The 20,769-nt window shown below is 47.1% G+C and carries 10 protein-coding genes; all 10 read right to left on the minus strand.

What is annotated here, in order from left to right; all coding sequences use genetic code 11:
- Positions 1–63: 63 nt before the first annotated feature.
- The gene (locus ACES2C_RS10835) at positions 64–2,388 is read right to left on the minus strand and encodes a BamA/TamA family outer membrane protein (protein ID WP_374163128.1); all 2,325 of its coding nucleotides are present in this window, start codon (positions 2,386–2,388) and stop codon (positions 64–66) included.
- Entirely contained in the window at positions 2,385–6,980 is a 4,596-nt protein-coding gene (locus tag ACES2C_RS10840; RefSeq protein ID WP_374163129.1) for a translocation/assembly module TamB domain-containing protein, read from the minus strand. The genes ACES2C_RS10835 and ACES2C_RS10840 overlap by 4 nt, the downstream gene beginning before the upstream one ends.
- Entirely contained in the window at positions 6,977–7,429 is a 453-nt protein-coding gene (locus tag ACES2C_RS10845; RefSeq protein WP_374163130.1) for an AsmA family protein, read from the minus strand. The genes ACES2C_RS10840 and ACES2C_RS10845 overlap by 4 nt, the downstream gene beginning before the upstream one ends.
- Positions 7,430–7,719: 290 nt before the next feature.
- Complete coding sequence (locus ACES2C_RS10850; RefSeq protein ID WP_374163131.1) at positions 7,720–9,945, minus strand: glycoside hydrolase family 3 N-terminal domain-containing protein; 2,226 nt, start codon at positions 9,943–9,945, stop codon at positions 7,720–7,722.
- Between the two features lie 274 nt (positions 9,946–10,219).
- Entirely contained in the window at positions 10,220–11,674 is a 1,455-nt protein-coding gene (locus ACES2C_RS10855) for a glycoside hydrolase family 30 beta sandwich domain-containing protein (RefSeq protein WP_374163132.1), read from the minus strand.
- An 84-nt stretch (positions 11,675–11,758) separates the two neighbouring features.
- Complete coding sequence (locus ACES2C_RS10860; protein ID WP_374163133.1) at positions 11,759–13,153, minus strand: RagB/SusD family nutrient uptake outer membrane protein; 1,395 nt, start codon at positions 13,151–13,153, stop codon at positions 11,759–11,761.
- 11 nt (positions 13,154–13,164) lie between these two features.
- Positions 13,165–16,065, minus strand: a complete 2,901-nt coding sequence (locus ACES2C_RS10865) for a SusC/RagA family TonB-linked outer membrane protein (RefSeq protein WP_374163134.1) — start codon at positions 16,063–16,065, stop codon at positions 13,165–13,167.
- A gap of 391 nt (positions 16,066–16,456) precedes the next feature.
- Positions 16,457–18,337 carry a 7TM diverse intracellular signaling domain-containing protein gene (locus ACES2C_RS10870; protein WP_374163135.1) on the minus strand — a complete coding sequence of 627 codons (1,881 nt, stop codon included), beginning with the start codon at positions 18,335–18,337 and terminating at the stop codon, positions 16,457–16,459.
- Positions 18,338–18,465: 128 nt separating this feature from the next.
- A complete protein-coding gene (locus ACES2C_RS10875) occupies positions 18,466–19,443 on the minus strand; it encodes a type I phosphomannose isomerase catalytic subunit (protein ID WP_374163136.1) in 978 nt (325 codons plus the stop codon).
- Positions 19,444–19,505: 62 nt separating this feature from the next.
- Positions 19,506–20,345 (minus strand): oxidoreductase, encoded by an 840-nt coding sequence (locus ACES2C_RS10880; protein WP_374163137.1) that lies wholly within the window; start codon positions 20,343–20,345, stop codon positions 19,506–19,508.
- Between the last annotated feature and the right edge of the window lie 424 nt (positions 20,346–20,769).

Genomic DNA, 20,769 nt, shown 5'->3' on the forward strand with positions numbered 1-20,769 from the left:
ATAGAAAGGGGTATGAATCACAACGCCGATAGCGTCATGATTCATACCCGAACATTAAAAAGGCTAGAATGGATAACCAATGGCGAGGTTGTATACCAGGTTTTCCTTTCGCCAGGAGCGATTACCAAAGTCGATGTCTTTAATCACCCAGCGGTCGCCTTCAGGAAGCCAGGGCTTGCGAAGGGGAAATGCAACGTCGAGCCGAAGTACAAGAATCGAAGCGTCGATTCGTATACCTGCTCCGGTACCTACTGCCAGCTCTTTCATAAAGTTCTTGCTGAACTTAGAACCAAACCTCCGGCCCTCCATATTGGCAGGGTTCTCCTGGTCAATGTCTTCGTTCAGCAGCCAGATATTACCTGCGTCAACAAATAATGCTCCTCTGACAATGCTAAAGAGCTTCGGTCGGTATTCGGTATTCATCTCGAGTTTGATATCCCCTGACTGGTCCGCAATCAGCGTGTTGCTCCGGTCCCGGTTGTCGAGAGCCGGATCCCGATAGATGCCGGGACCAAGGGTCCTCGCGCGGAAAGCTCTGATGCTGTTTGTACCACCTATGAAGAATTGTTTCACATAAGGCAGCGACCTGGAGTTGCCGTAAGCATATCCATAGCCAAGAATAAGCCGATTAGCCCATTGTGATAAGGAACCCAACTTGCGGTAATATCTGAAGTCGAGTTCGGTGCGGATGTATTGCGAGTACTCTCTGCCAAACAATTTTTTCCGGTCGTCTCCCCCTGCTCCTTGTATGATACCAAGTAGGTTGCCGGAAAGATCGAGATTGGCATTGAGATAGTACGTATTCTTTTTGTACGTTTTCTGCGTATTGGTGTAGTTGAAGTTGTAGATCGGACCGAAGGTGAACTGGTCTGCAATCGCATTGCGATAGGTGGGGTTAATTCTGGCGAGTGAGGCGTACCGGGGCGTCACCTTCGATGCATGCACGTAGTTCACTCCCAGTACGGTTAGCTGATGCTCTTTTTCAATGTTCTCCTTCCATACGTAGCCAAAGGAGGTCCTGAAGGATCTCAGTGTGTAGCTATCCTGGCGGTTCATAAAGTCATACCCTAGTGTTACACGCGTACGGGGAATAAATGCGCTGCTTGAATTCACCCTGAAGGGCGTTATAAAGCGGGGGATGTTGAGCGATGCCTCTGCACCGTACCTCATGATGTTGTTTCCGCTGTTATTTCCTGACACCTGGACATCTGTACCAATGTAAGCAGACACGGTAAGTAATTCGGCCCCCTTAAAGGTGTTCCTGTTCCGCCAGCTCAGTGTAAACTCCGAACCGGTAAAGTTTGCAGAGTTTGTCCTGCCGGTGATCTCGGCCCTGATCGATTTCTTTGGATATGGTGTGAGGTAATAGTAGGCGTCTAGCAGAGCACGACTTGAGTCGGGCTGTTCAAACCTGTTCTTTACAAATTTAAATGTTCCCAGGCTGGTGAGCCGGCTCAAAGACAGATTGTGATCAGTCCGGTTGTAGACGTCCCCCTGATTGAAAAACATAGTTCTTTCAAAAACCTGTGGACGAAAAGTTCTTTTTCGTTCTATTACATAAAAGTCTTTGTACTTCAGTGCATTTGGAGTGCGGCCCTTCAAGGTATCCGTCGGTCTGAAATTAGGATATATATAGATGTTGTTAATCTTGTAGATGTCTTTAGCTTCCTCTGCAGTGGAGGCTTTGACATTCATATAAAGATCTACCTTATGGGTCCCTCCGTTCGTGCTGTCTACTTCGACTAAAAGGTTTTCCGGACTGAAATAATAGAACCCCTGCTCTTTCAAACGTGTGTCAATACGTTCGCGTTCTGATTTTATGAGGTCGAGGTTGTAGCTGTCTCCTGCTTTTAGCAGCGACTGGTCTGCAGTGGCAGAAACAGCCTTTCCAATATCAGTACTGTCAGTATTAAACTTTACACTGCTGATCATGTACTGAGGGCCGGTTATTGCGTGGTAGGTTAATGAAGCTTTTTTCCCTCTTATGGTCGTGTCTGAAGTGCTCATCGCCCTGAAAAAGCCTCGGTTTTCAAGTCTGTTTACAATAAGGTCGCGGTTGTAGTCCACCTTAACAGAACTGAAGAGGACAGGGGGCTCACCCCATTTTTTGATCCATTTCTTCGGTCCTTTTTTAGCGTCTTTCGTGATGTTATATATCCACAGCTTGGGCCGGAGTCCGAGAATAGAACTGTTCGGACGGGGACGGAGCAGACTTGTAAGGTCGGCCTCTAGTGCTTTTCTTTGCTTTTTCTTGACATCTTTATTGTCTATCTTCACTTTCCCGCCGGTATAAAGATAGTCGCGTTCAGGTACATTTTTAGTGACGTTGCATGCTGACAGCAGTACAAGTATGAGGGATAGAAAACAATTTATCTTTTTCTTGATCATTTCTCTGTAGTAGTTTCTTTAGCGGATTTTTGTTCGCGACGGCGTCTTTTTTCCTCTTCCGATCTTGCTCCGAATATTTCTTTGAATTTATTGTAATCCATAGTGACTACGAATCCAACTCCTGTTTCAATCACCTGGCCCTGCAAGGCAACCTGGTACTCATTCTTTTGATATGCCCTCAGCAGGTACCGCCCGTTCTTTGACAGCTGGTATTCAGCCTGAATATCACCGGCAATATTGTTGGTCTTTCTGTTTTGCTGACGCGGTCCTTCCAGTTCGAAGTTGCTGCCTACTGTCACCTTCAGGCGGTCATTCAGCAGTCGTTTGGAGAGTCCGACGTTGAGATCCGTCCGGTTTTCCATTTGCCCGGTAGTATAATCTTCTGTTGACTGCAGGTCGAACTCAAGCTGCACTCCGCCGATGAGGTCTCCCGCGAGGTTGTTCAGCTGATCCGAAAGAAGCCGGCTCACACTTTGCCGGGCTGTCGATTCTAATCCTCCTCCTCCTCCAGCACTGCTTGCAAAGGGATTCTCAGAGATAAACCGGTTCAGAAGGAGCAGTGCGAAGACTTGCTTGTTCAGTTCCGTCGGTTCATTCCTTAACTGGGTGAGGCGGCCGTTAACATTATTTACGATATCTGATGAAACGTTGTAGTTGTCCTCCGGAAGAATGATGTCAAACGTAATTGTAGGTTTCATCAGTTCTCCCTTGAGTGACAGGTTCACATTAAAGGGCAGCTTTTGCTTGTAAGTGTTTAAAGTGGTTTGAGGTACATCACCGAGCTGCGCTTCTACCAGGTCTATAGGCGCCGTTTCTGCAACGTATATGGCAGTGACATCTATATCAGCCAGCAGCGGATCGCCGCTCCACGACAATGTACTTCCTTTTTTTATGTCGAATTTACGCCTCAGGAAGTTGAACGAGAGGTTGTAGGAGCCCTCTTCCAATGTAAGATTACCTGTCAGGCTTACTTTTCCGCTGGGGTCTATCCCTCCGTTTAACTGAGCTGCACCTCGCATCGTCAGCATGTCGCCGTTCGCTGGATCAACAATGACGTTCATGACGGCATCCTTATCGAGCTCAATGTTTACTGATATGTCCATCCCTGTCAATGCGGATTTCTTCAGTGTGTCTGCCGGGTTCTTAAACACCTTTGCAAGCTTAGGGTTATCCTTGTCTACAAATTCCACTATCCCCTCCCGGTCTTCAATTGCAGGGTCGCTGGCGGGTAAGACCAGCGTTAAATTCGTCTCCGGATTAATCTTTAAGCTTCCGTCTACTGCCGGAGCTGTAGGTGTTCCTTTAATATTTAGCCGGGTATTTATAAAGAGCCGGCCGTAATACAAGTCGTTATCCGTAGCCGAAGAGTTAAGCACTCTGAAGTTGTCGGCGTTCAAGTTAAGGTTGAAACGGTAATCTGTGAAGGTTTTAGTGTATACCGTCCCGTTAAGGGATAACTTGTTATTTGCGGAGTCTATGAGGGCAAAATCGCTCATCCTGATTCCTTCACTGTTAAAACTGATCCTCGCGTCATCCTGGATCCGGAAATAGGAATTAAGCATGCTGACCGTGAAGGCCACATCATTAAAGTCTATACCGCCACGAATAACGGGAGCAGTGGTTGTCCCGGTGATATCCAGCTTGCCTTCCAGGTTCCCTTTTGCATTTTTCAGGTTCCCCATGGTAAAGCCTTCGATGCTCTTCATGTTGAGCTTGGCGATGTCAAGGTCGAGGTCAAAGCTGCTGTTGTTCGTATAATAGTAACCCGATAAATTCACCTCGTTCCCCTGTCCTGTAATTCCTACGTTAGCAGCAAAGGTGTTCGCCTGTTCGTTGTTGACCTTCACTGCTATATTACCTACCGTGTCGCCCCGGAAGTTAAAATCTCTTATTGTCAGATCCGACGTAAAAACAGGGGACGACTGAAAATTGCTAACCCGTGCGTTCCCGTTAATCGTACCACCAATCAGTAAAGAATCTTGCTTAGCTATGTTAGTAAGTGTCTCAATCTTAAAGTTGGTGAAGTCCACAAGCAGGGGATTGTTCGCACCGGGAGGATTGGTGTTAAGGCTAAGCTTTTGATTGGCGTTTGACAGCACAAAGTTAGTCGCCTGAATTCCTTTGCTTCCAAACTGAAGGGCGTTGTCGGGGCTCACGCTCCAATTGGCATAATTCAGAACCAGTCCATTGGGGTTCAAGCTAAACTGATAAGCATCCTGCAGCGCTTTTAATGCGCCTGCGATGCGATAGTTCTGCTTATTATCCTTATCTCGTGTGCTGATGTCTGTTCTGAGGGTGTTATTTTGAAGATCCCCCTTTATTGCTGTAGATAGAAGCTGGAATTGTCCGGCGTTCAGACGAGCAACCGTCAACGCATAAACCAGGGCACTGTCTGCAGTATTAATCTTTAGCTGTAAATTATTAACGTCGTTGGTGCCGTATAAAATTCTCGGAATGGAGCCGTTCACATTGAGAGTGCCCGCCCTGCTGTCGAAGTTTCCATTCAGCGTAATGGTGGCCAGCTCTTTCAGGTCGGGCGCAAAGTGTTGAAAGATGGGGGCATTCACAACCCGTGCGTCAAACGTCAATTGCTGGGGAGCATACTTTGCTGTTTTCAATTTTGTGCCCGTGGAGAAGTATTTACCGATCAGACCCTGAAGAGCTGCACCCATCTGGGTAAGTTTATATTTTCCGCGTAAGTTGGCCGACATGATCTCTGAACGTAATTTCAAAGTGTTGCTGTCTGCGTTTGCAGTCGACACAATGGAAATCGTGTCCATTGTAAAGCGGTCGTCTTCCCGGGCCAGAAGCGCATTGCTCAATATAACACTCCCGTTAAGATAATCAGGATCTGCAGTTGCCAGGTCCGCCACCAGTTTACCGTGAAAACGAAGGTCATCCTTCATCAGGTTGAGCCGCTGCATGTTCACGCTGTCTACGTTCAGATTCAGTTTCACCGCAGGGTATTTCTTCCTCATATCTGCATTTGCATTCAGGTCGAAATCGAGATTAGGATCTGACATGTTTGCCTTGGCCACGATAGTTCCCCGCCCAGCCGTGCCATCAACATTCAGGTTCCGGTAGGTGTACCCGTTAAAATCGGCCCTGATCAGTTTTGCTACTGCCCGCGCACGCATGGTTTTCGGGTTGATCCCTTCGCCAACCACGTTCGCTACAAGTGTTATTTTGCCTATGCTGTCGTTTTTAATAAAGCGCCCCGCGTTCAGGTTGAAAAGGCGTACATTAGCTTTATATCGCTCTTTTCCCTTGATGCGTGCGTCATAAGAGGCAATGGTCCTCAAACTTCCGTAACTGCTGTTTAAATTCAGATCGGTATTGAAATTATTCATACTGCCCGTGAAGGTGCCCCGCAAGTTAAGAGCATCAGGTATACTGATGTTGGGAGGGACAGTACCCCTCGGCAGCAGGGCCATAATGTCTGAACGACGGGTGCTGAAGTTGTCTATCTTAATGTCTAGCCAGCCCTTGTTCATATCGGGCAGCCCTCGCGTTCTGGCTGACGCTTTGATCCTTGTCCCCCCGAGACCAGAGATTTCGAGGTTGGGTATCTCGAGGCTTTTTACTTGTCCTTTAATTCTGCCGTTTATGTTGAGAACGGCATTGGTATTACCCTTCAGTGGAACCGTATTCGCCAGGGCTGGGGCCAATATCAGGATATCTTTAAAGCCTATTCTTGTTTCGTTCAGGTTTGCATCAATGCCCAGCTCACCAAGATTTGTGGAGATACTTGCTATAGAGGGGTAGGTTACCCGGATGTTGTCCCTGATGCGCGTAACAGATGTTTCAATGTCAAGATTTTTGAGATAAGCTTCTTTCGCTCCATAAAAGAATTCCGTCTCGAATTTTCTAAGATCAAAACCGCTTTTCTCTTTAAAGCTGCCGGAGTTGACCTTGCCGGAAATAGTATCAAGCGCATAGACGATGTCTTCGCCATTGAGGTTCAGATCTTTTATGTTCAGGTGAGCAAAGTCCATTCCCCGCTTCAAGACAGGCATATTGAAATTGTCAAACCTGATGTTGTTATTCTCGAGGTTGAGGTCTTTCAGGTTAAGCTTCCAATTGTTGGCAGTTGCTTCCGCTGCTTTTTGGGCCTCTTGTTCCACCACTTTTGCCTGAACCTTGCGGCCAAGTTGGAAGAGAATATTCGAATTGCTCAGGTCTATATTATTTAAACTGATCCGCTGATTCTTCAGATCGAGCTGGTCAGACTCAACAGTAAGCTGTCCGAGGTTAACATCCGCTTTCATAGCAGATACGTCGTTCTGGTAATAGACTTTAATCTTTGACAGGTCAAGGGTACCGAATTTAAAGTCGAGATTCATCGGCTCGGAGCTTTCCGCTTCATGCTGTGCCATCGGTTTAGGCTCCACTGCCGGTTTCCCTTGTACTACGCGGGCATCTATCCCTGACAACGTAATTTTGGGGACATTGAAGCGCATGCTGTCGAGATCAAACTCCTTGATCCTCGTATCAAAATGCCCCAGGTAGAAGTTGATGTTATTAGCCGTGGGGACGTCTGAATAGCGCAGCCTGATCCGGTCGAGATTTACTTTGTCGATTGAAAATTTCATCGTAGAGGTGGTATCCTCCGGCTTTGGCTCTTTTTTTGCTCGCTAGCGAAAGCCTTTACGATGTAGTCAAAATTGAAAACGCTGTCAGCGTTCCTGTGCACGTTGGCTGTAATGCCTCTGAGGTCAACTTCGTTAATTTCCAGCTGATTGTCAAGGAGCTTTAATAAGCTGACATCTACCTTTAGCAGGTCTCCGGCAAGCAAGGTGTCGCGTTTCTGATCTTCGAAATAAATATCTTCCAGCACGATAAGTTTAGGCAGGTCAAGGCTGATTCTGTTTATTTCGACCTTTGTGCCAATCTTTCCTTCCAGGTAAGTTACCGCTTTCCCGCGTGCCCAGTTCTGGACAGCAGGTACGCGAATTAACACAAAGACAAGGAGTACCAGGAAAATAATAATTCCGATAATCCAAAGAATAATTTTAAGAGTGAGGGTACCGAATCTTCTCAAGGGTATCTGAATTTTGTCACCTATTTAATTTCAAAATACCCCGAAATGTTTTTATACTTTAGGGAAAATTGGAAGGTTTCGCGATGAAACAGAGAATTTAAGAGACAAAGCCTGGCATATCGGCGCGGCCGCCAACGTCTTCCCGCATGAGCCGGACCCGAGAATGCCAGTGGCCGCAGGTTTTAGAGTATCCCGAAGTGAGAAAGCCCGAACGGGCCTGGCTTAGGGGTAGAAGCAATTAGCTTAAGACACGATGAAATAACAAAGGGGCCTCAGCCCCTTGTTGTCGTCTAGTCAACCAGATCAAACTTGTCATCGAGCTTTATGGCGTCTGATGAACCTCCGATCATCACCTCAAATTCACCCGCCTGAGTAATCTTTTCCAGATTGTCGTTATAGAATGAAAGGCTTTCTTTGTCTATCGTGAAGGAAATCGTTCTGCTCTCGCCGGGTTGAAGCATCACTTTCTTAAATGCTTTAAGTTCTTTTACAGGCCGTACAGGTTTTGCAACAACATCTCTAAGGTATAGCTGAGCTACTTCTTCACCAGCAAGTTTACCGCTATTGGTAAGAGTGAATGAAATGGAAATGCTATCATTTTTGCCCATCTGTTTTTGGCTGAGTTTTAAATTGCTATAGCTAAATGTAGTATAGCTAAGGCCATAGCCGAACGCGTATTTCGGGCTTTTCTGCATGTCAATATAACCCGACCGGTAATTCATATCGGTGTCGTCTTTCGCCGGGCGGCCGGTGTTCAGATAATTGTAGTAGATGGGGATCTGTCCTTCAGACCGGGGAAAGGTCATAGGAAGCTTCGCAGAAGGATTGTAGTTCCCATAGAGAACGTCAGCAATTGCATTGCCGGCCTGACTTCCCAGCCACCAGGTGTAGAGGATGGCCGGTACATGGTCTGCCGTCCAGTTAAAGACCATCGGTCTCCCAGCCATGAGCAATACAACGACTGGTTTTCCTGTTGCCTGTATCGCCTTAATCAGTTCTTCCTGGATGCCCGGCAGATGAATGTTTGACCGGCTTTTTGCTTCCCCGCTCATGTCGAATTTTTCGCCCATTGCCATAACCACTACATCCGCTTCCTTCGCCGTGCTGACTGCTTCAGCAAACCCCGCTCTGGAGGTGTCCTGCACGTGACAGCCCTTTGCATAGAGCAGTTTGGTCTTGCCTGCCTGGTTTTGCATCCCTTCGTACAGGGAGACCAAATGATCCTCTTTTCCCCAGTCGATGGACCAGAAACCCTGCATGTCCTTTTCTGCTTTCACCAGAGGGCCGATCAGAGCAACCGACTTCAGGTCCTTAGAGAGAGGCAGAACACTGCCTTCGTTCTTCAGCAAAACGATACTCCGCTTTGCAACATCCCTGGCCGCTTGTAAGAATTCCGGCTTATTCAGCGTTTTCTTTTCACGCTTTTCATTGCTGAACCGATATGGGTCGTCAAAAAGTCCCAGCTCAAACTTTTTTCTCAGAATGCGTCTCACTGCATCATCAATCAACTCCTGTTTGACTTTGCCCTCGCCTACGAGCTTTACAAGATGGTTAATATAACTCCTGCTTTCCATGTCCATATCGCTGCCAGCTGTTATGGCAGCTTCTGCCGCTTCGTAATTATCCTTTACATAGCCATGCTGGATCATTTCCCCAATCGATCCCCAGTCGCTTACCACAAAGCCCTTGAATCCCCACTTTCCTTTCAGTATATCCCGCTGTATATAACTATTTCCGGTAGCCGGTATGCCGTTAATGTCATTGAAAGAGTTCATGAACGTAGCTGCACCGGCGTCAAGGGCTGCTTTAAAAGGAGGAAGATAAACTTCCCACAACGTCCGCAGGCTCATATCCACACTGTTGTAATCACGGCCACCGATAGCCGCTCCGTATGCGGCGAAATGCTTCGCGCAGGCCATCACGGCATTGGTGTTGCCCAGGCCTTTGCCCTGAAATCCTTTTACCCTGGCTTTTGCAATCAGCGAGCCAAGATAGGTGTCTTCTCCTGCGCCTTCCATCACTCTGCCCCATCGCGGATCACGTGCAATGTCAACCATTGGAGCAAATGTCCAGTGAATGCCCGAGGACGCGGCTTCAGTTGCCGCTATTCTTGCAGATTTCTCTATCGCCTCCAGGTCCCAGCTCGCTGCTTCCGCCAGGGGGATCGGAAATGTTACGCGATAACCGTGAATGACATCCTGACCAAAGAGCAGAGGGATCTTAAGGCGCGACTGCATAGCCGCCTGCTGTAATTCACGGGTATGTTTTACTCCGCGTACATTGAGCATAGATCCTATTTTGCCCTTTTTGACATCCTCTACCTTATTACCCGAATTGGTCACCGGGCCTGTTACTTCCCAGTCTCCGGTGTATTGGTTCAGTTGCCCGACTTTCTCTTCCAGTGTCATCTTCTGGAGAAGTGCTTCTACTTTTCGGTCGATGTCCTGCGTTTGAGAGTAGGCAGCAGTCGAGATGCCCAGGGCAAGAAGGAAAATGAACGTGTTTCTTCTGATCATTGGTTTATCGGTTGTTCAGCTAGAATACAAAAGTTGTAATAGAGTAGGGAAGGCTGGGGTTTCAGCTCCCTTTCCTTTGATCCATAACTGATAGTTTATTTTGTCAGCGGATAAATTTAGCACTATTACTGTTATTTCCCATCCCGATTAAGGAATGCTGGCGGCTGCAAGGTCGTTCGGCCTGGCGAGCTGACAATCCTCGTTGCAGCAGGTTGGATAAACTTTGAGAAGTGCCCGAGGCAGCGTCTTTTCATCTTTACTTCAATTTAAGCATTTACCAAACCAAAGTCGCAACTGCGCCGGCTCTTAACGATGCAGAAGCTTCCTTACCTCTATAGCCGACCCTGAATTTCTGGTCGGCGTTGCTATTATTTAAAACGATCAGTACAGTTTTTCCCTGTGCGGTTTTGAACGCTACGTTCGGAAGCTCTGCTGAGGCAGAGGACTGTATCCGAACAGAACCAGGACGTACAAACTTGGAAGCGTGGGCGATAATATAATAAGCAGGGTTCCTGGTAACAGAGTTCCCATCTATCGTGACGGCCCCGAGGCATTCATTGCAGCCGCCGTCGGTATACGGCTTCTGCTGCGGGTCGGCAGCCAGGTTCCATTCCAGAACTGTTTTACACCAGTTCCGTGTGGCTCCTACCAGAAGTTCCCGAACATGCCACTTCATGTCCTCAGCAAACTTTCCGGGAGCGCCAATCCATTGCTCCGTAAAGTACAGGTTCTTATCAGGATGGGCTTCGTGTACTTTAGAAAGCGCTTCAATCTTTCCTCCGTACAGATGGAATGCCGATCCGTCTATATATTGTTTCGCCTGCGGATCATTTAAGATAGAGATAGGGTAGTCGGGGCGGTCTGCGTTGTGGTCATAAATGATGATCTTCGTATCCAAAGAGGCTTGTTTAAAGGCAGGGCCAAGATGGTTCTTCACGAACTCTGCCTGAGCTTCAGGAAGCATCAGTAAACTCGGATTATTGCCGGGGTGAAGCGGCTCATTCTGCACGGTCACCGCGTCAATTTTAATCCCTTCGGCCTTCATCCCCTGAATGTATTTTACAAAATATTGAGCGTAGGAAGGATAATACTCAGGCTTTAAGGAGCCTCCTTTTGTATGGTTATTAGTCTTCATCCATGCAGGAGGGGACCAGGGCGAACCGAGGATCTTGATTTCAGGATTAATAGCGAGGATCTCTTTTAAAAGCGGGATGAGGTACTTCCTGTCGGGATCCAGGCTGAACTTTTTAAGCTGCGGATCCGTTTCTCCCTCGGGAAGGTCATTATACGAAAAGGGCTTTTCGTCAAGGTCAGATGCACCGATGCTGATCCGGAGGTAAGAAATACCGATGTTTTTGCCATCTGTGCCAAACAGCTCCTTCAGCAGCGCTAGTCTGGGCCCCTTCTCCATCCGGTAGATATTTAGAGCGCTTCCACCTGTCAGGGAGAAGCCAAAGCCGTCCATCGTCTGAAAGGACTGGGTTTCGTCAATCCGGATAGAATGCGTCTTTTTATCTTTTGCCTTAACTGCTGAAAATCTTACTCTCTCTTTTTGACGCTCAAACAATGCTGTTTTGTCTGGCGAGGTTAGCCACAAATCGATAGAACGGCTTTTTGCGATCGTTTCTTCAGGACCTGATTTCTCTTCAGGAACGTTTGGCGACGCCGACAGGAAAGAGGCAGAAAGCATGAAGCAAGCAAAGATCAGGAGGCGGGTTATAGCTGACATGGAAAGGGTCTTCATAGTTAAGCGAAAGGATGAGGAAGTATCGTAAGCCAGGCCGCCCATCAGGCCAGCCCGGCTTACGTATTTTTATTTGTTAATATTAGGATTGGCGTCGACTTCATCCTGTGAAATCGGGAAATAGAGTTTATCTGCTGTCACATTGTAATTGAGGGGAGTATTGCTTCCATCCTTCTGTTCGTTCATGACGGCAACCGCTCTGTTGGTACGCACCAGGTCGTACATTCTGTGGCCTTCAAAAGCTAGCTCTAACTGCCGCTCTTTTTCGATAGCAAGGCGTAAAGCCGCCTGTGTTGTGGCGGTAGTCTTTGCTAGTCCAACCCGCTGTCTTACTTTATTCAAGTAAAACTGTGCCCCATTTTCGGCATCCGCAAGCTGGTTGAGTTCTGTCAGCGCCTCTGCCTTAAGTAACAGTATGTCAGCATATCTAAGCCTGTATGTGTTACTTTTGCCATCCGGATCCGGGTACTTGTTGATAACAGGCGTCGGCTTTCCCCAGTAGTCATCGGTCCATGAGGGAGTAACATAGGCAATACTTGCATTCTTTCTCACCATATCACCTTCATCTTCGAATGCTTTTACGAGAGTGTGGGTAGGAATGGAAAACTTTTTCCAGTCTCCCCACATCCAGGGTGTAACCATCCCCGTAATCCAATTCTGGTGCAGTACTCCGTCGTTTTGAGTTTCCCAAATCGACTCCTTATTGTTTTCTCCCGACGTGAGAAACAGACTAGCGTAGTCAGGTACAAGATCGTAACCCAAGCCTGCTACCTCATTGCAGTATTGCACAACTTTCGCCCAGTCAGGATTAGGTTGTTGAGCATAGACCTTGGCAAGCATAGCGTAAACAACACCTTTCGTTATAATTCCTTTGTTATCTGCTGTCGTTTTAACTTTTGGTAACGCAAATTCCAGATCGGTTATTATCTGCTTGTACACGGCCTCTGCCGGCTGTTTAGATGTGAACATCTCCGGGATCTGCGCTGGTACCGCTGTTACGATAGGCACTTCTTTCCAGGTACGTATCAAGTTGAAATAATGCCAGGCTCTTAATGCTGCTGCTTCACCCAGGATTTCGGTTTTTCGTTGTTCGGTTAAACCTGGTTCCTGCGCTTTTGGCACAAATTCCAGCACCATATTACAGTTCTTGATATCCGTGTAAAGATATCTCCAATCCCTTTTCAGTATTTCATTTGTAGAGTTCACCTGAAATTTGTCAATACTGAACATGCCAGGATTGTCTCCCCCCGCATAACAGTTGTCCGCTCGCACGTCAGCATTAACCAGGAAGTCCATGGTATAATACTCGTCGTATATGTTGTCGTATGCGCCCTGCAGCAACGCTTCTGCTGTATTGTTTTCTGCACTGCTAATGGGGTTTTTCTGAAGGAAGTCTTTTTTGCAGGCCTGAAAGCTTAGCAGCGTAAGGCCCATCGATATATAAAGTAACGTTGTCTTTTTCATGTTGGTAATTCTTAAAAATCGAGGTTTACACCGAAGATAAATGTACGCGATTGAGGGTAAGTGCCGTAGTCGATGCCCATCCCAGGACCGTTCGGCGTATTTACGCTCACCTCAGGGTCGAATCCTTTGTAGTTAGTAATAGTGAAAAGGTTTTGACCGGTTACGTATACGTTGACCCTGCCAAGACCAGTTCTCCTGAGGAGACTTTTTCCAAGGGCATAATTCAAAGTGACTGATTTCAGTCGCAAATAAGAGCCGTCTTCCACAAATCGGGACGAAGCACGGACATTATCGGTGTTGCCTTTTGCTGCTCTTGGGATGTCGGTATTCCTGTTATCCGGAGTCCAACGTCTTAACACATCTTTGCTTTGGTTCTTCGAATCATACAATCCTTCAAGCTCCATGCGTGACGCATTGAAAAGGTCGTTACCCTGGACTCCCTGCAGGAAAATGCTTAAAGACAGGTTTTTATAACGAAGATTGTTTGTTAACGCGTAGGTAAAGTCGGGTTGTGCTGTTCCAATATAAGTACGGTCCTCTGCTGTGATGGTACCGTTGTTGTCAAGATCGGCATAAACGATATCTCCTGTGGAAGGGTCAACGCCTTTTGAAATGTAACCGTAAAACGCACCCAGAGGCTGTCCTTTTTCTACGCGTATAACGTTTCCGCGTTCATACACTTCGCCGTAGTAAAGATTGTTCGTGTACTGCCCCAGGTCGGTCACTTTGTTCCGGTTGAACGCGATGTTGCCATTGATGTCCCATCTGAATGACTTCTGATCGACGGGTATTGCGTTTATTGCAATTTCAAACCCCTTATTCTCCATTGAGCCCACATTGTACTTTTGGGCACCGAAGCCGGAGGATTGCGGAGGAACAATGTCCACCAGTAAATCTTTCGTTTTCTTGATGTAGTAGTCGAGGTTGGCTCCGAGTCGGCCTCCCAGGACGCTCAAATCCAAGCCCACGTTGGTTTGATCTGTTTTCTCCCAGGTAAGAGGTTTTGCAAGATTATTGAAGTTAAAACCGCCAGTTCCGTTCGGAGTAAAGGTCGCGAAGTAGTCGTAATCACCGATCCCGTCATTCCCTGTCTTTCCCCAGCCTGCTCTAAGCTTTAAATCGTAGAATATACCGGATTCCTTTAGGAATGGCTCATTATTGATTCTCCAGCCAGCGCTAAGGGAGGGAAACCATCCCCAGCGTTCGTCTTCGGAAAAGCGAGAGGATCCGTCGTATCTGACATTGGTGGTGAGAAGATAGGTATCATTGTAGGCGTAGTTGATTCGTCCTATAAAGGAACGCCTGGACCATTGCGACATAGTGGTACTTTGAGATACCTTTGTCTTTGCAGCATTAAGGGTCTTCACATACCCGTTCGGGTACTCCCTCGCTTCATCGTAAGTGTATTTATAGTCAGATTCCTGCGCGGAGTGGCCTGCGAGAGCCTGAATATTGTGCTTCCCAATTACCCTTGAATAGTTGATGGTATTGTCCCATTGCCATACAAATCGGCTGGTTGAAGAAGATTTACCCAGCCCCTTTTGCGCCCTGCCATAGTCGGTTTTGTAGGGATCAAGGAAGTAATCCCAGCGCGAGCCCTGATACTCCCCTCCAAAGGTAGATTTAAATGAAAGGCCTTTCCCAATTTTAAAGTCAGCCGATATATTTCCGAGCACTCTGTTATCGATCGACTTTTGATCGGGTCCAAATGCTGCGGCTACCGGGTTTTCCCAGCCCCCTTTGTTGGGGTTTGAGGTGTAAGTTACTCCATCGGCGTTGAATACGCCGATAGTAGGAGGAGAGGTCAATGCCGATAGAATTGTGCCGCCTCTTGCTACACCAGCATTGTCGGTGACGTCGACAAACTCTGATCTGTTAAAGGCGAGGTTCGTTGAGAGACCTAACCATTTCTTAGGCTGGTTGTCAAGATTCAGCCTCATCGAATATCTGTCGTAATCAGCAGGTGCCACAACCCCTTTTTGTTTTTGGTATCCACCAGAAACGTAATATCGGTTTCCTTCCGAGCCGCCTGATACCGCCAGCTGCAGATTATGATCTTTCCCTGTCCCAAATACCTCTTCTTGCCAATCTGTTGAAGCAGCATTCGGGTCTGTATATCCCATCTCGGTCATCAAGGCCAGATACTCCGAGTTGTTCAATACATCAATTTTTTTTGGAAAGTTAGAGAAGCCGGTGTAAGCAGTGACGTTAATTTTTGACACACCCGACATGCCTTTTTTGGTAGTAATTAAAACGACGCCGTTTGCCCCGCTGGACCCATAGATGGCTGCGGAGGATGCGTCCTTTAGCACCGAGAAACTTTCGATGTCCTGGGGATTCAAAAAGTCGATGTTCTCAACCATAATTCCGTCTACAACGTATAGCGGGCCGTTCTTTGCATTGAGCGATGTATTTCCTCTCACACTGATAGCAAGCGCACTCCCGGGCTTTCCTGAAGGGGATGTAACGTTCACACCTGCAGCCTGGCCTTGCAGCGCAGCAGCAGCGCTAACAATCGGACGGTTCTCGTAATCCGACGCCTTCACGGTTGAAACAGCACCTGTAATGTCCTTTTTGCGCTGACTTCCGTATCCCACAACAACAACTTCTTCCAGCTGTTGATTCGATTCCGCGAGCGTAACGTTGACTGTAGTCCGGCCGTTTACCGCTACTTCCAGCGGCTTAAATCCGATATAAGTCACCACTAAAGTGGCATTTCCGGGAGCCGACAAGGTATAGTCCCCGTTAACTCCCGTCGACGTTCCTTGTGTCGTGCCCTTTACTTTGACCGACACGCCGGGAAGGGCTTCTCCCTTCTGGTCTTTAACCGTTCCCCTGACGGTAATATTCTGCGCGAAGGCGACGACGCACCACGCCAGAACGAACGAAATAACTAGTAATCCTTTTTTCATAAAACAATAATTTAATTGATTTAACTGGTCCTTCTGATATAACTGGTTGAGCAAATTTATCAGCTTTTGATTCAAAAAAGCAAGCTTTTGATTGTAATTATTTTATCGTAATTGGCTGTTTTTTAAGTAATTACCTCCGGATCGATACGCTTTGGTACCGTTGGTTGCCTGTACACTTGGCGACTGATAATCAGCCTTTAAAGCTATGGGATGACAGTGCTCGTCACGACGGTATGATACGCTTGTTTACCGTCGCTCTTTTTTTGCATTTGCCTCTTCTTTTTAACAATTTCTCTGACGTGAAGCAGACAAAAAAGCCCTGTCTTACGGCCGGCGCCTTAGCAATGCTGGTAGATCGGGAAGGCGGAGGAGTGATAAAGGCAATGAGGCACTACTCAAGGACAAGCTTGCTCCAGCCTTTCTCACCCGCGTTTCTTAGCTCCTTCTTTCGTTCTTCCATCACCTTTTTAATCCTTGTACTGTAGGTCCAGCAGGTGCTCTGTCGTATTGAAAGGATTTCTGAAAGTTTGTGCGACGAGATCTTGCCCTTGGTAGAGTAGACCAGGAAGATCATATAGAAGGCTTTGTTTACCGGGATCCTTGTGTTGTGCAAAAGGGTATTCGTGGTAACTGACTCTTCGTATCCGCATTTGCTGCAACGTCGGCTGTAGGGGATATGTCCGTTGAAAAAATGATCGTTCCCGCATTTCGAACAAGAATAGCCCTTTTCCCACTTCAGTTCCGAGAGGAACTTATAACACGAATCATTGTCGGGATAAATCCGGCTGAACTCTTCAAAGTTCACTTCCGCCGACATGACCCGGGCCCTGCTGACCTTTTCTATGTTGCTTTGCAGCTCCATATTGTCCTGCTCCAGCAACACGTTCATTCGGGAAATCTCTTCCGCCTGCTCTTTAAGAACTAAATTCATCTCGGTCAGCTCTTCGTTCTGTCTCGCAATGATGGCCGATTTCTCAAAAACCTCCCGGGTACGCTCCTGTACCTGCGTTTCAAGCTGCTGATTGATATGATCCTTTAATCGCTCGTTTTCCTTCATCTGAAGGATCATCCGGCGCTGCGCCTTGTCCTTCTTGTGCTTTAGTACCCGCACTTTATCGCCAATTGCGAACGACAATAGGATCATTTCAATGATAAAACAAAGACTGAGACTGTAGTAACTCAAAATTCCAATATTGAGCGAGCCGTCCGATACCAGAATGAGAAGTTTAAGTGAAAAGCCAAGGAATAGAAATCCATATCCCAGAACAAAAAAGCGCGCCGGACGATACCCTTTCCGCCAGACCTGTATTCCGGTGTAAAAAGCGGCACTCAATGGAATAAACTCCAGAAACTTGTAATTGAAAAGAGGACGGTATGCCAGCCCGGCGACGAAATAGGCGCAGCCCAGCAGGATCAGGATGTTGAGCATCCGGTTCAGATGTGGTGCTTTCGCTTTTACATATAAGAGTTCTTTCGTGAAAAGAAGCGAAAAGGTGGAGATCAGAAAAAGTGCAACGCCAAAGGCATACTGATTCCATTGTGGATGCTGAGGCCAGAGGTACTGATAGGCGATCCCGTCGGTAGACATCTCATATAGACCAATGCTAAGAATGTAAAGCACATAAAATAAGTGTTGCTTCTGTCGTATGGCAAAGAACATCAAAAGGTTATAGAAACTGAAGACGAGAATCATTCCATAAAAGATCCCGAACGAAAAGTATTCGTCAAGGGCATAATGGATGAACCAGTTTACTGATCTGAGAACAATGATGACGTCTGCCCTTTGCCACGACCTGATCCTGAAGTAATAGGTTCCGTCAGGCGGAGCGTCGTGAAGGAAGAGCTCGAAGTTCTTATGCGAAAGATCCCGTTGCCTGAACCGATACTTATCGCCAAGGTGTTTTAGTTGATATTTTCCCTGCGTTGTAGGGACAAAAGCGTCAATCTCGTCGATCGTCTGATCAAAAAACTCAAGCAGATAGTGTTTTTTTGAATGCCCCGGACTTATTATCCGGATCTTAAACCAGTAAGCAGATTGAAGCCTGGTAGTTTGAGGAGTGCTTGTGGGACTTGGTCTGAATTGCTTTTTTCTTACCTCATTGAAGGACAACGCCCCCGAAACGTCTTCAAACATTTCTATTTGAGCGAATTCGAAGATGTGCTGGTCAGTGCTTTCATTGACAACAACTGGCGACTGGCCCGCTGCTTTAAGAAAGACGATCTGCAAAAGACCAAGAAACAAAATGATTTTGAACGACTGTCCTATCAACACTGGCTAATTTAAAGACAGCCAATTTCGGCATTTTAATTGACTTGACTTAGAGTAAATGCGCTTATTGCCGGCAATTGACAGTATCCCAGCATTGCCCTGAACCCCGCCGGCAATAAGCAACGTTACAGCTAGATATAGCTTTCAAGGATCTTGAATCCGGTAGAGGTTTCAAGTTTTGCCGCTCCTGTAGTAGCAGGCAGAAGTATACAGTCGCCCATCTGTACGTTGAGCTCGCCACCTTCGTAACTTAACGTATACGAACCTTGGACGCATACATGGATTACGAATGAGTCGGTGGAGCTGTAGTCGCGCGTAACAGACTGGCTGAAATCGAGGATGTTGGTGGTGAAATACGGACAGGTGACCACTTCAACAGGCTCATTCTTCTTTTTATCGTAAGTCGACTTGTACTGGTCGTAATGTTTATAATCAATTGCGGCCAGTGCCTCGTCTGTATGGAGCTCGCGTTTGTTTCCTTTGTCATCCACCCGGTCAAAATCATAGATCCGGTAGGTGATGTCTGATGTCTGTTGAATTTCTGCAATTAAAAGTCCTTTCCCGATGGTGTGTACCCGGCCTGCAGGCAGAAAGAACACGTTGCCAGCTTCAACATTCTCTTTGTTCAGGATATCGGTGAGTCGCCCGCTGTTCAGCTTTTCCAAATATGTCTTCTCGTCGACTTCCTGACTAAATCCGGAGATTAGCGTTGAGCCCGGATCTGCTTCAATTACATACCACATCTCTGTTTTTCCAAACGAATTGTGGCGTTTCCTTGCCAGCTCATCATTTGGATGCACCTGGATAGATAGATTGTCATTAGCGTCGATGAATTTGATAAGCAAGGGAAATTCGTTTCCGAATCGCTCATACACTGATTTTCCAACCAGATCTTCCTTGTAAGTCTCGAGCAGCTTCGCAAGACTTTCTCCTGCGAGTTCACCGTTGCTGACGATAGAAACATCGGTCTTTACACCTGAGATCTCCCAGGTTTCCCCGCAATTTGGCAGGGGAGAAAAGTCTTTCCCAAGGTAGGTGCGGATCTTTTCACCGCCCCATATCTTGTCTTTGTAAATCGTTTTAAATTTGAAGGGATAGAGTTTCGACATGATTCGTTCATTAAGCAATGCAAGTATAACTATTTTGTTTGTACAACCGACACAGCATCAAATCAATCAAAGTTGGTATTGAGAGAGACTTGCTCCCATTCGGATACGTTCGTCTTTACCGCATCCAGTTTCGATGTAATTGCTTCCAGAGCCGCCCGGCCAAGTGGAAGGCGTAAGGGAGGGTGTTCTGCGTTCACAGCTTTTAAAATGGCTTTTGCCGCCTTATCTGGGTCCCCTGGTTGTTGTCCGGAGTACCCTGTAACCGTGGCGATGCGCGCTCCCGCCGTATTCTGATAATCGTCTATTCCTTTTTCCGCTTTAGCGGACGAACTGCCGGCCCAGCTTGTTCTGAACGGGCCCGGCTCTACAATCGTCACATGCAGGCCAAGTGGCTCTGTCTCCAGAGCGAGGGCCTCACTAAATCCTTCTAAAGCAAATTTACTTGCATTATAAAGGCCCATTCCCGGGTTAGACCTGAAGCCCGCCATTGAGGATATCTGGATGATATGCCCCGACTTCTGCTTCCTCATATGAGGAAGAACCGCCTGAGTAACAGCCAGGGCGCCAAAAAAGTTCACTTCCATCTGTTGACGCGCTTCCTCCATACTCACTTCCTCGATAGCTCCGAAAAGACCATACCCGGCATTGTTGACCAGGACATCGACCTGGCCCTCTGCGGCTAAAAGCTCGGCTATTACTGTTTCGATCCGTTCATGTTCCGTTACGTCCAACCTGATCCCTTTTGTCTTTCCGGGCACGAGCTGTTCGAACTGAGGAATTTGCGATTCCTTTCTCAAAGTGCCATAAACAATATCTCCGTTTTTTGCAGCCTCCAGTGCCAGCGCTCTGCCGAGCCCTCCTGAAACACCGGTGATAAGCCAGATTCTGTTTTCTTTCATCATGTGATTGAACAATAAAATATCACAATTGCTTTAAAAATGGGGATTTCATTCGTGTCGGGCAAAAACAAATGATAATCAGGAAATCTATGGAGAGTGGGAAGTGATGCTTGGTGAAGTCCTGAGCCCTAAACTGAATTTACCGCTGGCAGAAGCTCGAGATAAGATAGATGAGACAGGTGCGGGACGGAGGAGAGCCTTCTGTCGGGCAGGAACAAAGCAAGAGTAAAACAAGACCGTATTGCAACCAAGTCATAACCGACAGGACTCGGTGCTGACTCGGTCCTGAGTCGGTCCTGAGTCGGTCCTGACTCGGTTCTGTCCATAACGGAGTTCCCCTCAGTCTCCCACTTGTCTCGCTGTTGGGAGGAGCTTGTTGTACATCATTTTCTAAGGCGAAAAGGAAACAGGCCTTCCTGCTCATTAC

This window comes from Arcticibacter sp. MXS-1, from assembly GCF_041902385.1.
In the GTDB taxonomy this organism is placed as follows: domain Bacteria; phylum Bacteroidota; class Bacteroidia; order Sphingobacteriales; family Sphingobacteriaceae; genus Arcticibacter.

Bases quoted from the DNA above. Each gene is read 5' to 3' on its own strand.
- ACES2C_RS10875 (WP_374163136.1), bottom strand. From the start codon at position 19,443: ATGTCGAAACTCTATCCCTTCAAATTTAAAACGATTTACAAAGACAAG.
- ACES2C_RS10835 (WP_374163128.1), bottom strand. From the start codon at position 2,388: ATGATCAAGAAAAAGATAAATTGTTTTCTATCCCTCATACTTGTACTG.
- ACES2C_RS10865 (WP_374163134.1), bottom strand. From the start codon at position 16,065: ATGAAAAAAGGATTACTAGTTATTTCGTTCGTTCTGGCGTGGTGCGTC.
- ACES2C_RS10840 (WP_374163129.1), bottom strand. From the start codon at position 6,980: ATGAAATTTTCAATCGACAAAGTAAATCTCGACCGGATCAGGCTGCGC.
- ACES2C_RS10860 (WP_374163133.1), bottom strand. From the start codon at position 13,153: ATGAAAAAGACAACGTTACTTTATATATCGATGGGCCTTACGCTGCTA.
- ACES2C_RS10855 (WP_374163132.1), bottom strand. From the start codon at position 11,674: ATGTCAGCTATAACCCGCCTCCTGATCTTTGCTTGCTTCATGCTTTCT.
- ACES2C_RS10880 (WP_374163137.1), bottom strand. From the start codon at position 20,345: ATGATGAAAGAAAACAGAATCTGGCTTATCACCGGTGTTTCAGGAGGG.
- ACES2C_RS10850 (WP_374163131.1), bottom strand. From the start codon at position 9,945: ATGATCAGAAGAAACACGTTCATTTTCCTTCTTGCCCTGGGCATCTCG.